The sequence below is a fragment of the Gordonia alkaliphila genome, from assembly GCF_039542465.1.
Taxonomy (GTDB): Bacteria; Actinomycetota; Actinomycetes; order Mycobacteriales; family Mycobacteriaceae; genus Gordonia; species Gordonia alkaliphila.
The window spans coordinates 119,384-133,143 of record NZ_BAABIE010000010.1; the positions used below are offsets into that span (position 1 = coordinate 119,384).

The window sequence follows — 13,760 nt, forward strand, 5'->3', positions numbered from 1 at the left end:
TGTTCTACCGAGCCACCGGACGGAAGCCCCGAAGGCGCAGGCTGTTGGCGACGACGAACACCGACGACAGCGCCATCGCGGCGCCCGCCATCATCGGATTGAGCAGCCCGGCCGCCGCGAGCGGGATGGCCGCGACGTTGTAGGCGAACGCCCAGAACAGGTTGGCCTTGATGGTGCGGAGCGTCCGGCGGGAGAGTGCGATGGCGTCGGCCACCGACCACAGGTCACCGCGCACCAGCGTCAGATCGCTGGCCTCGATGGCCACATCGGTACCGGTACCCATCGCGAGCCCCAGGTCCGCGCCGGCTAACGCCGCCGCGTCGTTCACGCCGTCGCCGACCATCGCCACCACGTGGCCTTCGGCCTGCTTGGCCGCGATCGCCGCGATCTTCCCGTCCGGAGTCACGTCCGCGATCACCTGATCGATACCGACCTGCCGGGCGATGTGCTCGGCGGCGCCGCGGTTGTCGCCGGTCAGCAGCACCGGCGTCAGCCCCATCTTCTTCAGTTGGGCGATGGCGGCCGCCGACGTCGGCTTCACCTCGTCGGCGACGACCACCACGCCGAGGACCGACTCGTCGTCGTGCTGTCCCCGGGTGACGATCACCGGGGTGCCGCCCTCGGCCTGCGCCGCGGCGATCTGCCCGGACAGCGCCTCGGGCAGCGCCACGGAGACGTCGCGCGGACCGCGGACCGCGACCGACGCGCCGTCGATCACGGCGATCACACCGGCGCCGGCCAGGTTGGTGAAGTCCGCCGCGCTCGGCACGGTCAGACCGCGCTCGGTCGCGTGCGTGACGATGGCCCGCCCGATCGGGTGCTCCGATCCGGCTTCCACCGCGGCGGCCAGCGCCAGCAGCTCGTCGGCGCTCACGCCGTCGGCGGGGTGCACGTCCCGCACGGCCATCACACCGGTGGTGACGGTGCCGGTCTTGTCCAGGAAGATGGTGTCCACCTGGCGGGTGGACTCGAGGACCTCCGGCCCCTTGAGCAGGATGCCGAGCTTGGCGCCGCGGCCGGTGCCGACCATCAGCGCGGTCGGGGTCGCCAGACCCAGCGCGCAGGGGCAGGCGATCACCAGGACCGCGACCGCGGCGGTGAACGCGAGCACGGTGCCGCCGCCCACGCCGAGCCAGAAGCCGAGGACTCCGACGGCGATCGCGATGACGATCGGCACGAAGACGCCGGACACCCGGTCGGCCAGACGCTGCACCGGCGCCTTGCCGGTCTGCGCGTCGGCGACGAGCTTGGAGATCTGGGCCAGCGCCGTGTCCGCGCCGACCGCACTGGCGGTGACCACCAGGCGACCGTCGGCGTTGACGGTGCCGCCGATCACCGTGTCGCCGGCCTGCACCTGAACCGGCACGGATTCGCCGGTGATGATCGCCTGATCCACCGCGGAGGCGCCGTCGACGATCACGCCGTCGGTGGCGATCTTCTCGCCCGGGCGGACCACGAACTGCTGGCCCACCGCGAGTTCGGTGATCGGGATGGTCTTCTCCCGGCCGTCGACCAGCACGGTCACGTCCTTGGCGCCGACCTCGGCGAGCGCGCGCAGGGCGTCGCCGGCCTGCAGCTTGGACCGCTTCTCGAAGTAGCGGCCGGCCAGCAGGAAGGTGGTGACGCCCGCGGCGGCCTCCAGATAGATGTGCGACGCTCCGTCGCCGCGCGAGGCGAGGAAGGTGAAGCCGTGCCGGAGGCCCGGCGTGCCCGCGGTGCCCCAGAAGAGCGCGTAGAGCGACCAGCCGAAGGCCGCCGTGACGCCCACCGACACCAGGGTGTCCATGGTCGCGGCGCCGTGGCGGAGATTGATCCAGGCGGCCTTGTGGAACGGCCACGCGCCCCAGACCACGACCGGCGCGGCCAGGGTCAGCGAGAACCACTGCCAGTTGGTGAACTGCCAGGCCGGGATCATCGCGACCGCGATGACCGGGATGGTCAGCACGGCGGAGATCAGCAGGCGCTGACGGAGTTCGGCCACCTCGCGCTGCGCGCGGGTCTGCGGCACGTCGCCGCTGCCGTCGTCGACGGTCGGGGCGGCCGACGGCTCGGGCACCGGCGCCGCGTCGTATCCGGCGGACTGGACGGTGCCGACCAGGTCGTCGAGCGTCACCGAGTCGGGGAACTCGACGTGCGCCTGTTCGGTCGCGTAGTTCACCACGGCGCTGACGCCGGGCAGCTTGTTCAGTTTGCGCTCGATGCGGTTGGCGCACGAGGCGCAGGTCATGCCGGTGAGCTCGAGGTCGATCTCGCGCGCGGTGGTGCCGCTGGTGAGCGCGGCGATATCAGTGGCCGTCATGAGGCACTTCCGTCGTTACGTGTTGCTGGGGAGAACCCTGTTGAGGAGATTCCTGCTGGTGCGTGGAGTGCGAGGGCGCGGTGTCGACGTCCCACGGACCGACTGCGACGCCGACGCCGAAGGCGATGCCGAAGACGGCGAGCAGTCCGGCCACGAAGGCGCCGATCCGCGCCACCGGCGAGGTCATGCGAGTTGGTAACCGGCTTCGACGACGGCCGCGGTGACCGCTGCGTCGTCGAGGTCGGCGTCGCTGGTGATCTGCACGCGACCGGACTCCACATCCACCTGCACGTCGGTGACGCCGGCGAGTTCTTCGATCTCCTCGCGCACGGACATCGCGCAGTGGTTGCAGGTCATGCCGGTGACGGTGATGTTCTTGACGCTCATGGCGATTCCTCTTCTCCGTGCTGTTCTCTTCGACTTCGTGTGCCGCCCGCGGGGAGCGGTCAGCTCTTGACCAGGCGGGTGATGGCCTTCATGGCCTCGTCGATCTTGGCGGCCGCGGCGTCGTCGCTCTCGCGGGCGGCGTCGACCACGCAGTGCCCCATGTGGTCGCGCAGCAGTTCCAGACTCACCGACTCCAGGGCCCGCTTCATCGCGGTGACCTGCGTGAGGATGTCGATGCAGTAGACCTCGTCGTCCACCATGCGCTGCAGGCCGCGGGCCTGACCCTCGATCAGCTTGAGCCGTCGAACGTAGGCCGCCTTGTCGGCGATGTACCCGTGACCGTCGCTCATCTGCGACCTCCTTGCCTCTACCCCCTAGCAGTATGCGACTGCCGATCCCCGGTGTCAACCCCTACCCAGTAGGGGTATTAGTCCGACGTTGAGGCGGCCCTCCGCAACAACGGCGGCAGCCGGGAACAGGGGCGGCAACCCCGGGTGCCGCCTCTACGCACGAGTGACGCCTTTTGGGGCGGGTCGCCGCCCAATGGGGCCGGCTGTCAGCGGGGGTCGAGGCTCTCGGCCAGCTTGGACAGCGCCTGCGCCATCTCGCGCAGGGCCTCGCTGACCTGCTGTCGTACCAGGCCTTCGCCCTCCGGCAGCGCCGCCGCGGCGACGGCGGCCTCGGCGGTCGCCGCCTCCAAGTCCGAGAGCGAGCCCTCGATCGTCGTCGTGGTGGCGGAGTGCCGAGTCCGACCGGCCGCCGGAACGGCGCTGACCGGCGCGATCACCGTGCGAGCAGTGCCGTCGGGTTGGATCACCTCGATCAGCGAGGTCCGGGTCAGGTCGTTGTACTCGTTGATCGTGATCATCGAGACCCGCTCCGCAGGCCGCTCGGCGACCGGCTCCGCCGCCGGTGCCACCGGATCAGCGACGGGCTCGACCTTTTCGGCGGCCGGCTCGACCGGCTCCGCAACAGGTTTCGGCGGCACGACAGCAGGCTTGACCGGCTCAACCGGGGGCCGAGGCGCCGCAGCGGTCGGCGGCACCGGCGCGGGCGCCGGAGGTTCGACGACGGGGCGCGGCTTCGGCGCCGCGGGCACGCTCGGCGCGGCCTTGGGCTTGGGCTTCTTCGACTGTTTGGCCATCTCCGCCCCCTGGTGGATCGGTCGAGCAGGCGCCGAACGCGGCGCGGGGAAAACGTGGGCACCGCCGTGGCCGTCGAACAGGCGACACGCCGCATTGTCGATGGATCGGCCTCGGCAGGCGTCGAGATCGCGCGCAGCGCGCGGCGTGCGCGCGAAATCGTCCCACAGCATCCACCGGCGACGGCCCGCCCCGCCGCGTCCGCCGTCGCTGGCGTGCGGTCCGCCGTGCCCCTTGGGGAGCTCGCACGCGAGCGGCCAGGCGGCGGCTTTATCGAGACGAAGTGCCGCCCTATCGGCGGGTGCAGTCACGATCGATGACCAGCAACGGTCTTGCGCCATCGACGGCCACCTTCTCTCGAGTACTCGCAAGTAGTCTACGAACCTGCACCTACATCACGCCAGGACCCCGCAAACGCCGAGTCAACCACCAATTCCCCCTCGCGGAGCAGGAACGTCCGAGACGACGACGCGGCGGCCGGGTCCGGATGGTCGGCCCGGTAGTGACATCCGCGCGACTCCTCCCGCGCGGCGGCGGCCGCCACCACGGCCCGTGCGGTGAGCGTCAAGGCGGCGTCCTCGGTGCCCGCACGCGACTGCTGATCACGCCGCGGCGCCGCGTCCAGGAAGTCCGCGACCGCGGCCAGTCCGGAGGCATCGCGGAGCAGTGCCACCGCTCCGGACATCTTGTCCTGCAACGACTTCCGGTCGGCGGCGGGCAGCTCGTCGGCCACCTGCGTGGACGCCGCTTCGGCAGGTTCCGTGCGCCGGGACACCGCGACCTCGGCGGCCCGTCGCCCCATCACCAACCCCTCCAGGAGGCTGTTGGAGGCCAGCCGGTTGGCGCCGTGCAAACCGGTGCGCGCCACCTCGCCGGCCGCCAGCAGACCCGGTACGCGGGTGCGTCCGTACACGTCCGTCGCGACGCCGCCGCACAGGTAGTGCGCGCCGGGCACCACCGGCAGCAGCCCGTCGACCGGCGACACGCCCGCGGACGCCACGCCGGCCATCACCGTCGGGAAGCGACGCGCCAGATCGTCGATCGGCGTGGTGTCCAGGTACACGCACGGAGCGCCGGTGCGCGCCATCGCCGCGGTGACCGCCCGCGCCACGACGTCGCGGGGCGCCAGATCGCCCATCGGGTGCACGCCCGCGGTCACCGAGTTCCCCTCGGCGTCGACCAGCCGGCCGCCCTCACCGCGCAGCGCCTCGCTGACCAGCGTGCGCCGCCCCCGCGCCCCCGGCACGTAGAGCATCGTCGGGTGGAACTGGACGAACTCCAGGTCGGCGACCGCCGCGCCCGCCCGGAGCGCCAACGCGAGACCGTCGCCGGTGGCCCCGGCCGGGTTGGTGGTGGCCGCGTACAGATGCCCCACGCCGCCGGTCGCGAGCAGCACGGTCGGCGCCCACACCACGCCGTCCCCGTCGTCGGTGCGGTAGCGCACCCCGGCGGTCCGGCCCGACGCTCCGGTCAACACCTCCACCGCGCGGGCCTCGTCGAACACCTGCACCGGCGACTGCACCACGGCCGCGCCGAGCGCCGCCTGCACCTGCGCGCCGGTCGCGTCGCCGCCCGCGTGGATGATGCGGCGCACCGAGTGGCCGCCCTCGCGGGTCCGCAGGAATCGCCCGTCGGCGCCCGTGTCGAACTGCGCGCCCCACCCGATCAACCGGCGGATCGACGCCCAGCCCGCGCCGACGATCTCGGCGGTCGGCGCCTGCTCGGTGAGCCCCGCCCCGGCCGCGAGCGTGTCGGCCACGTGCAGCTCCGGACTGTCCTCGTCGTTGTCGGGCAGCACCACCGCGATGCCGCCCTGGGCGTAGAAGGTCGAGGTCGACTGGTCGGCGTCCTCGGGACGCCAGTGCCGCCCCTTGTTCAGGACCACCACCTTTAGTCCCGATTCGGCGGCGGACAGCGCCGCGGTCAATCCGGCCACTCCTGCACCGACCACCACCAGGTCAGCCCGGGTTTCCTCGTTCATCGCGTCACCTGCCTTCCGCTGCTACACACCAGTTATCGACCCACAATCGAAAACTAGGGTTCAGCGTACCTGCGACTAGACTCCGGAACCGTGATGACCCAAACGCCTGCTGACGGCCTCGTCCGGAAACAGCTGCCCGCGGTGTCGACCGCCACCGAGGTGACCCGGTTCACCTCCACCGCCGCCCACGCCGCCGCCGGCGTCGGCCGACTGCTGCTGAGCTCGGCGACCAGCCTGACGCGCGGTGAACTCCCCGGCCCGGCGAACGTGGCCCGCGAACTCCGCACCACCTTCGAGCACCTCGGACCGACGTACGTGAAGCTCGGCCAGCTGATCGCTTCCAGCCCCGGCGTGTTCAGTCCGGCACTGTCGAACGAGTTCGAATCGCTGCTCGACCAGGTCCGCCCCGCACCGACCGCCGAGGTGCACCGCATCGTCGAAGCGGAGCTGGGCCGACCCGCCGAGGTGGTCTTCGCGACGTTCGACGACGAGCCGATCGCTTCCGCCTCCATCGCGCAGGTGCACACCGCCACCCTGCACACCGGCGAAGAAGTGGTGGTCAAGGTGCAGCGCCCGGGCATCGCCGACCGCCTCGCCCCCGACGTCGCGATCCTCGAACGCCTCGCCGGCCTCGTCGAGTTCTCCGAGTACGGCCGCATGCTCAGCGCGCGGCACGTGGTGGAGGACTTCGCCGACGGCCTCGACGCCGAGCTCGACTTCCGCAACGAAGCCGCCACCATGACCGAGTGGTTCGACTGCCTGCAGCCCGGCCAGTTCGGCTCCCGCGTGCGCGTCCCCAAGGTCTATACGGAACTGACCACCGCGCGCGTGATGACGATGGAACGGATCTACGCGACCCGGATCGACGACGCCGCCGCGGTCCGCGCCGCCGGCCACGACGGCGAGGCACTCTGCCGCAATCTTCTTCTGTCCCTACTGGATTCGGCCTTCCACGGCGGCCTCTTCCACGGCGACCTGCACGCGGGCAACGTCCTCGTCGACGACGAGGGCAAGCTGGTGCTGCTCGACTTCGGCATCGTTGGACGCTTCAACGCGCGCACCCGCCGCATCCTGCGTCAGCTGGTGGTGGACCTGATCGTGAAGCAGGACTACGACTCGGCCGGGCGCGCCATCTTCCTCCTCGGCGCCGTGCACCGACCGGGCTCCACCACCAAGGGCGGCGAAGATCTCAAGAAGGTGGCCGCGCCGCTGTCGACCACCGAACTGGGGTCGATGAGCTACACCGACCTCGGTCGACAGCTCGCCGCGGTGGCCAAGGCGCACGACGCCCGGCTCCCCCGTGAACTGGTCCTCGTCGGCAAACAGCTTCTCTACGTGGAGAAGTACATGAAGCTCCTGGCGCCGCGCTGGAAGGCGATCTCCGACCGCGAGATCTACGGATACATGGCCTCGATCATGAAGGAAGCCGAGCGGGATCGCCGCGCAGAGCGCCCAAACGCCTAGGCTGTTACTCATGAGACGAGTCGCGATGGCCCTGCTGGCCTTCCTCGGCCTGGCCTGCATCGCCGCCGCGATCACCATCCCGACCTATCTGGTCGGCCAGCTCAAAGTGGTGCCGCTGGACCTGGACATCACCTCCGACGCCGGCACCGTTTCGGCGCCGGGCGAGTCCGCCAGCCGCTTCCCGGCGGTCATCTTCGACCGCTGCTCGGTCACCAAGTCCAAGGCCGCGCTGCTGAACGTCAACCTCGTTCAGCAGCGTCGTTCGATCATCGTCGAGCCGTCGAACGCCGATCAGGCGACCCTGCAGTCCGCGCAGACGGTGCTCATCGACCGGGTGGAGGGGCGCGACGGCAAGGAGACCGTGCCGACCGTGGCCCCGGCCGACGAAGAGCGGAAATGCTCGGACGGTCTGCTGACCGCCAACATCGACCGAGTCTCGGTGAACCGCAAGACTTCTGCGCCCAACGGCGTGGTGAGCTCGCTGCAGTTGGAGGCCGACACCGAGGGCGTGCCGCTCGAAGACGTCTCGGTGCAGCTCGAGGACCGCAAGGGCTTCCAGTACAAGTTCGGCTTCGACGTGCAGAAGCAGGACTATTACTACTACGACCTGAACACGCGCCAGGACACCGTCGCCAGCTTCGTCGAGGAGAAGACGATCCAGGGCCTGAAGGTGTACCACTTCAAGACCGAGGTGCCCGAGACCGACCTATCGGATCTGCCGAACCCGCAGGGTGAGGCGCCGCTCGGCACCATTCTGAACATGCCCGCCAAATGGTGGGGCATCTCCGGCCGCGGCATCCGCTCCAGCCGGATGATCAACATGCACCGTTTCGCCACCGCCGAACGGCACGTCTACGTGGAGCCGGTGACCGGCACCATCGTCGACGGTTACGAGGAGCAGCACCAGTACTTCCGGTCGGTCGACGACAGCGAGAACGTCCCGGCCGCCATCCGCGACTTCCGGATGGACGCCCTCAACGCCAACTTCCAGTGGTCCGAGGCCACCGTCACCGAACAGGTCCAGCGGGCCGACAAGTACGTGAACCTGCTCAAGTGGGGCGGCACCTACGTACCGATCATCCTGGGCGTGCTCGGCGCCCTGATGCTCGCCGTGTGGGGCCTGCTGGTGTTCCGCGGCCGCAAGGACGGCGATCCGTCCGACGACGGGGGCGACGGCAACGGGGAGCACGGCGACGGGGACGACCCGAACGACGGTCCCCTCGACGACGGCCCCGCAGCCGGCGACCTGCCCGGCTACGACTTCGACGGGCGCTCCGCGGGGGCGCACACGGCGGTGATCGCAGCTCCGGCCGCGGCCGCGGCGACCGAGGTGATCCCGAACGACCCGCCGACCACGGCCCTCCCCGACACACCGGCAGTCGACGATCCCGACTACTGGGGCCGGCCGATCGACGCGATGGCCGACACCGTCTCGTTCCGGCCGATCCCGGATCTGGACCTGCCGCCGCTGCCGGGCGCCCCGGTCGACGACTTCGCCCCCATCGAGGGCAACCCGATCGCCGACATCCCGGTGCCGCCGGAGGATCCTCCCCGCACCGCTCCTCCCGCCCCCTGAGCTCCAGAACGACCCGAGGCCCTGTCCGCACACAGCGGACAGGGCCTCGTCGTCAGGACCGGGGAATGCTCAGAGTCGAGCGACCGCCCGGCCCGCCGCACGACCGGAGAAGATGCAGCCGCCGAGGAAGGTGCCTTCCAGCGCGTTGTAGCCGTGCACGCCGCCGCCGCCGAAGCCGGCCACCTCACCGGCCGCGTACAGGCCGTCGAACCCGCTGCCGTCGGGCCGCATCACCTGGGCGTCGAGGTTGGTCTCGAGTCCGCCGAGCGTCTTGCGGGTCAGGATGTTCAGTCGGACGGCGATGAGCGGGCCGTGCTCGGGGTCGAGCATGCGGTGCGGCTTCGCTACGCGAACCACCTTGTCGCCCAGGTAGTTTCGCGCATTGTGCATCGCCATGATCTGCGCATCCTTGGCGTAGCCGTTCTCCACCTGGGTGTCGCGGGCCGACAGCGTGCGCTCCAGACTCTGCAGATCGATGTGTCCGCCGCGGCCGATCTCGTTCATCCCGGCGACCAGGTCGGGCAGGTTGTCGCGGACCACGAAGTCGATGCCGTGGTCCATGAACGCCTTGACCGGATCCGGCGCGCCCTTGGCCAGCCGCGCCTTGGCCGCGGTCTTCAACGACTTCCCGGTGATATCCGGATTCTGCTCCGAGCCCGACAGCGCGAACTCCTTGGCGATGATGTCGCCGGTCAGCACGAACCACGAGTAGTCGTAGCCGGTGTCCAGGATCGCCTTCATGGTGGAGTTGGTGTCGAAGCCCGGGAAGTTCGGTGCGGGCAGCCGGTTGCCGTTCGCGTCCAGCCACAGCGACGACGGTCCCGGGATGATGCGGATCGCGTGGTCGGGCCAGATCGGATCCCAGCTGTGGATGCCTTCGGTGTAGTGCCACATCCGGTCGCGGTTCACCAGATTGGCACCGGCCGCCTCGGTGATCCGCAGCATGCGTCCGTCGACATAGGCGGGCACGCCGGCGATCATGTGCTCGGGCACCGGGCCGAGACGTTCGACGGGCCAGTTCTCCCGCACCATGTCGTGGTTGTGGCCGATGCCGCCGCTGGTGACGATCACCGCGGGCGCCAGGATCTCGAACTCCCCCACCTCGGTGCGTGAACTCGCCACGCCGCGCTCGGCATCGGTGTCCTCGAGCAGCGCGCCGCGCACCCCGATCACCGCGGCATCGCCCGGACCGTCGTTCCCCTCGCTCCCCGCGCCGTTCCCGGACAGCACCAGCTCGTCGACGCGGTGGCGGCAGCGGAACTCCACGAGTCCCTTCTTCTCCGCCTCCAGCACCGGTTCGAGGAAGACGCGGACCACCTCGGGCCCGGTACCCCAGGTGAGGTGAAAGCGCGGCACCGAGTTGCCGTGTCCGTCGGCGAACCCGCCGCCACGCTCGGCCCAGCCCACCACCGGCGTGAAGCGCAGGCCGAGGCCGTGCAGGTAGTCGCGCTTCTCGGTGGCGGCGAAGTCGACGTAGGCGCTGGCCCACTGGCGCGGCCAGAAGTCCTCGTCCTCGCGGTCGAAACCGGCCGAGCCCATCCAGTCCTGCAGCGCCAGCTCGGGCGAGTCCTTGATACCGAGGCGCCGCTGCTCGGGGCTGTCCACCAGGAAGAGTCCGCCGAGCGACCAGAAGGCCTGCCCGCCGAGGTTGTTCCGATTCTCCTGATCGACGACGACGACCTTCTTACCCGCCTGCGTCAGTTCATAGGTGGCCACCAGCCCGGCCAACCCCGCCCCGACGACGATCGCATCGGCCTGTCGTTCTCCGCCCACAGCAGTTCCTTCCGTATTCACCCGGTCCGCCCGCCACACACCGAGTGTGGCCTGCTCCACACAATAGGCGCAGGCCCCCGGACCTCACCCGATTGCGTCGTCGTTATCGGTCCGTTACCCTTCAACTCGTACGCGGGCCCTAGGTACTAGTACTCTGTGATGGCCCACGACCGAGGTCGCCCCTGGTGGCCGAGATCGCAGTGAAGGAAATTGCATGCTCTCCAGCGCCCGTAAGCGCTTGCTCGCCGTTGCCCTGGCCACCGCCACGGCTCTCGGCGGCGCCGCCGCCATCGCCACCCCCACCGCTGAGGCCGCCCCCGGCTGCACGGTGGAGCAGGTCCGCTCCAACGCCATGCACCGCAGCGTCCCGGTCTGCATCGTCAGCGCCGGCAAGCCGAACGCGCCGACCATGTACCTGCTCGACGGTCTGCGCGCCCCCCGCAACAACAGCGGCTGGCTCATCGAGACCAACGTCGCCCGGTACATGAACGGCAAGGGCGTCAACGTCGCCATCCCGTTCGGCGGCGGCGGCAGCTTCTACACCGACTGGGAGCAGCGCGACCCGGCACTCGGCGTGAACAAGTGGGAGACCTTCCTCACCCAGGAACTCCCGCGGTACATGAAGAACAAGCACGAGTCGGACAACCGTCGCAACGGTATCGCCGGCCTGTCCATGTCGGGCACCGCCGCGCTGAACCTGGCGTCGCGCCACCCGGGCTTCTACGACGCCGTGGCCTCCTACTCGGGCTACCCGACTGTCACCATGCCCGGCTTCACCCAGGGCATTCAGGCTTCGGTCGCCGAAATGGGCGGCAACCCCTCCAACATGTGGGGCACCTACCCGCTGGGCGAGTGGGGAGCGAACGATCCGTTCCTCACCGCGGGCAACCTGGCCGGCAAGCACGTCTACGTCTCGTCCGGCACCGGCGTCGGCAGCCGCTACGACGGCTCGCTGACCCCCGGCAACGGCGGCTTCAACCCGGTCAAGTTCGCACAGATGGTTCCGCTGGAGGTCGCCGCGTCGACCAGCAGCCAGCTGTACATCGCCCGCCTGGCCACCGTGCCCGGCGTGCGCCTGACCACCCACATCAGCCCCGACGGCGCTCACTGGTGGGACTACTGGGAGGACCGCTTCAAGGAGTCCTGGAACAAGACGTTCCGTCCGGCGTTCTTCTGAGCCGTCGGTAGACACCCTCACGCAATCGGCGAAGGCCGGGCGATCATCACAGATCGCCCGGCCTTCGCCGTTCGCGCACCCCGGCTAGGGTGGAAGGCGTGACAACCGGACAAACCATCCTGACGCGCAAGACGCGCTACGCCATCTTCCTGACGCTCACCATCGAGCCGGGAGGCGAGGAGACGGTGCGCGAGGCACTCGCCGGCCTGGCCGGACTGACCCGATCGGTCGGTTCCCGCCAGCCCGAGGCCGCGTTGACGTCGATCATCGGCATCGGCTCGGACGCTTGGGACCGCCTGTTCACCGGCCCCCGCCCCGCAGCGCTGCATCCGTTCCGCCAGTTGGAGGGCGAGACGCACACCGCCCCGGCGACCGCCGCGGATCTGCTGCTGCATCTCAAGTCCGACCAGATGGACCTGTGCTTCGAGGTCGGCAAGATGTTCAGCCGCCAACTCGGCGACGCCGTCCGCACCGCCGACGAGGTCCACGGCTTCCGGTACTTCGACCTGCGCGACGTGATCGGTTTCGTCGACGGCACCGAGAACCCGGTGGGCCAGGACGCGATCGACGCCATCACCGTCGGCCCCGAGGACCGCGCGTTCGCCGGCGGCAGCTACGTCGCCGTCCAGCGCTACGTGACCGACCTCGCTGCCTGGGATGCCCTCTCCGTCGCCGACCAGGAGGACGCGATCGGCCGCAGCAAGGTGGAGAACATCGAGATGGACGACGAGGTGAAGCCCAGCAACTCGCACATCGCGCTCAACGTGATCGAGGACGCCGACGGCAACGAGATCGAGATCGTGCGCGACAACATGCCGTACGGCCAGATCGGCGGCGACGGCCCGATCGGCACCTACTTCATCGCCTACTCGAGCAGCCCGGACAGCACCGAACGGATGCTGGAGAACATGTTCCTGGGCGATCCGCCCGGCAATCACGACCGACTACTCGACTTCACCACCGCGGTGACCGGCGCCCAGTTCTTCGCGCCGTCCGCCGATTTCCTCGACGACCTGCCGCCTGCGCCGTCGACCGGCGGCTCGCTCGGTATCGGCAGCCTGCGCCCGCGCAGCTGACGCCCCGCACCACCCCACAAGATTCAGGAGTATCGATGAACAATCTGCACCGCGAATTGGCCCCCATCTCGTCCGCCGCGTGGGCTGAGATCGAAGAAGAAGCCACCCGTTCGTTCAAGCGCAACAGCGCCGGGCGTCGTCTGGTCGACGTCAAGGGCCCGCTCGGACTCGACGTCGACGCGGTGACCCTGGGTCGTCGCGCCAAGATCGACGCCCCCGCCGACGGCGTCGAGGCGTACCTGCGCCACTCGCAGCCGCTGGTGGAGGTCAAGGTGCCCTTCACGGTGTCCCGCGAAGCGGTCGACAACGTGGACCGCGGCGCCCCCGACTCCGACTGGGACTCGGTGGTGCGCGCGGCCAGCGAGCTGGCCCGCACCGAGGACAAGGCGATTTTCGAAGGCTTCGCTGCGGCGAGCATCACCGGCATGACCGAGGCCGCCTCCGGCGAATCCCTGGACCTGCCGGAGAACGTCGTCGACTTCCCCGAGGCGATCAGCGCCGCGATGAACCGCCTGCGTCTCAACTCGGTGGACGGCCCGTACTCGCTGGCACTCAGCGCCGACCTGTACGCCGAGGTCAACGAGACCGTGAACGACGGCTACCCGGTGCGCCAGCACCTGCAGCGCATCCTCACCGACGGCGAGATCGTGTGGGCGCCGGCCATCACCGGTGCGGTGCTGATCAGCACCCGCGGCGGCGACTTCGAGCTGACCATCGGCCAGGACGTCTCGATCGGCTACGACTCGCACGACGGCGACGTGGTGAACCTGTACTTCACCGAGTCGTTCACCTACCTCACCTACTCGCCCGAGGCCGCTGTCCCGCTGCACTGACCGGTCCCCCGGCACCGGCGGCGCGGGTGCGGCGCACCACGTAGGGTGGGTC

Annotated in this window: 12 protein-coding genes; 5 read left to right on the plus strand and 7 right to left on the minus strand. The window is 69.9% G+C overall.

Annotation, left to right across the window (positions count from 1 at the left end; all coding sequences use genetic code 11):
* Positions 1-4 precede the first annotated feature (4 nt).
* The 6 genes from ABD989_RS11990 to ABD989_RS12015 form a co-directional block, all read right to left on the minus strand.
* Entirely contained in the window at positions 5-2,299 is a 2,295-nt protein-coding gene (locus ABD989_RS11990) for a heavy metal translocating P-type ATPase (RefSeq protein WP_345313652.1), read from the minus strand.
* On the minus strand, positions 2,286-2,486 hold the full coding sequence (locus ABD989_RS11995) for a hypothetical protein (RefSeq protein ID WP_246992888.1): 201 nt from the start codon (positions 2,484-2,486) through the stop codon (positions 2,286-2,288). Before ABD989_RS11995 ends, ABD989_RS11990 begins: the two co-directional genes overlap by 14 nt.
* A complete protein-coding gene (locus ABD989_RS12000; protein ID WP_345313653.1) occupies positions 2,483-2,686 on the minus strand; it encodes a heavy-metal-associated domain-containing protein in 204 nt (67 codons plus the stop codon). Before ABD989_RS12000 ends, ABD989_RS11995 begins: the two co-directional genes overlap by 4 nt.
* A gap of 59 nt (positions 2,687-2,745) precedes the next feature.
* The gene (locus ABD989_RS12005) at positions 2,746-3,036 is read right to left on the minus strand and encodes a metal-sensitive transcriptional regulator (RefSeq protein ID WP_246992891.1); all 291 of its coding nucleotides are present in this window, start codon (positions 3,034-3,036) and stop codon (positions 2,746-2,748) included.
* Positions 3,037-3,242: 206 nt separating this feature from the next.
* Positions 3,243-4,169 carry a hypothetical protein gene (locus ABD989_RS12010; RefSeq protein ID WP_246992901.1) on the minus strand — a complete coding sequence of 309 codons (927 nt, stop codon included), beginning with the start codon at positions 4,167-4,169 and terminating at the stop codon, positions 3,243-3,245.
* Between the two features lie 35 nt (positions 4,170-4,204).
* Positions 4,205-5,809: an L-aspartate oxidase gene (locus ABD989_RS12015; protein ID WP_246992903.1), complete on the minus strand. Its 1,605-nt coding sequence runs from the start codon at positions 5,807-5,809 to the stop codon at positions 4,205-4,207.
* Between the two features lie 93 nt (positions 5,810-5,902).
* On the opposite strand from ABD989_RS12015, the gene ABD989_RS12020 reads away from it, so the two are divergent.
* Together ABD989_RS12020 and pgfA are read left to right on the plus strand one after the other, a co-directional pair.
* A complete protein-coding gene (locus ABD989_RS12020) occupies positions 5,903-7,273 on the plus strand; it encodes an ABC1 kinase family protein (protein WP_246996852.1) in 1,371 nt (456 codons plus the stop codon).
* Between the two features lie 10 nt (positions 7,274-7,283).
* Positions 7,284-8,849 carry a cell envelope lipid trafficking protein PgfA gene (pgfA, locus tag ABD989_RS12025; RefSeq protein WP_345313654.1) on the plus strand — a complete coding sequence of 522 codons (1,566 nt, stop codon included), beginning with the start codon at positions 7,284-7,286 and terminating at the stop codon, positions 8,847-8,849.
* A 69-nt stretch (positions 8,850-8,918) separates the two neighbouring features.
* Here pgfA and ABD989_RS12030 read toward each other — a convergent pair whose 3' ends face one another.
* Complete coding sequence (locus tag ABD989_RS12030) at positions 8,919-10,622, minus strand: FAD-binding dehydrogenase (RefSeq protein WP_345313655.1); 1,704 nt, start codon at positions 10,620-10,622, stop codon at positions 8,919-8,921.
* A 214-nt stretch (positions 10,623-10,836) separates the two neighbouring features.
* Here ABD989_RS12030 and ABD989_RS12035 point away from each other — a divergent pair, with 214 nt between their 5' ends.
* The 3 genes from ABD989_RS12035 (at position 10,837) to ABD989_RS12045 (ending at position 13,708) form a co-directional block, all read left to right on the plus strand.
* A complete protein-coding gene (locus tag ABD989_RS12035; RefSeq protein WP_345313656.1) occupies positions 10,837-11,799 on the plus strand; it encodes an alpha/beta hydrolase in 963 nt (320 codons plus the stop codon).
* A 98-nt stretch (positions 11,800-11,897) separates the two neighbouring features.
* Complete coding sequence (locus ABD989_RS12040) at positions 11,898-12,875, plus strand: Dyp-type peroxidase (RefSeq protein ID WP_345313657.1); 978 nt, start codon at positions 11,898-11,900, stop codon at positions 12,873-12,875.
* A 35-nt stretch (positions 12,876-12,910) separates the two neighbouring features.
* Complete coding sequence (locus tag ABD989_RS12045; RefSeq protein WP_246992913.1) at positions 12,911-13,708, plus strand: family 1 encapsulin nanocompartment shell protein; 798 nt, start codon at positions 12,911-12,913, stop codon at positions 13,706-13,708.
* Positions 13,709-13,760 lie beyond the last annotated feature (52 nt).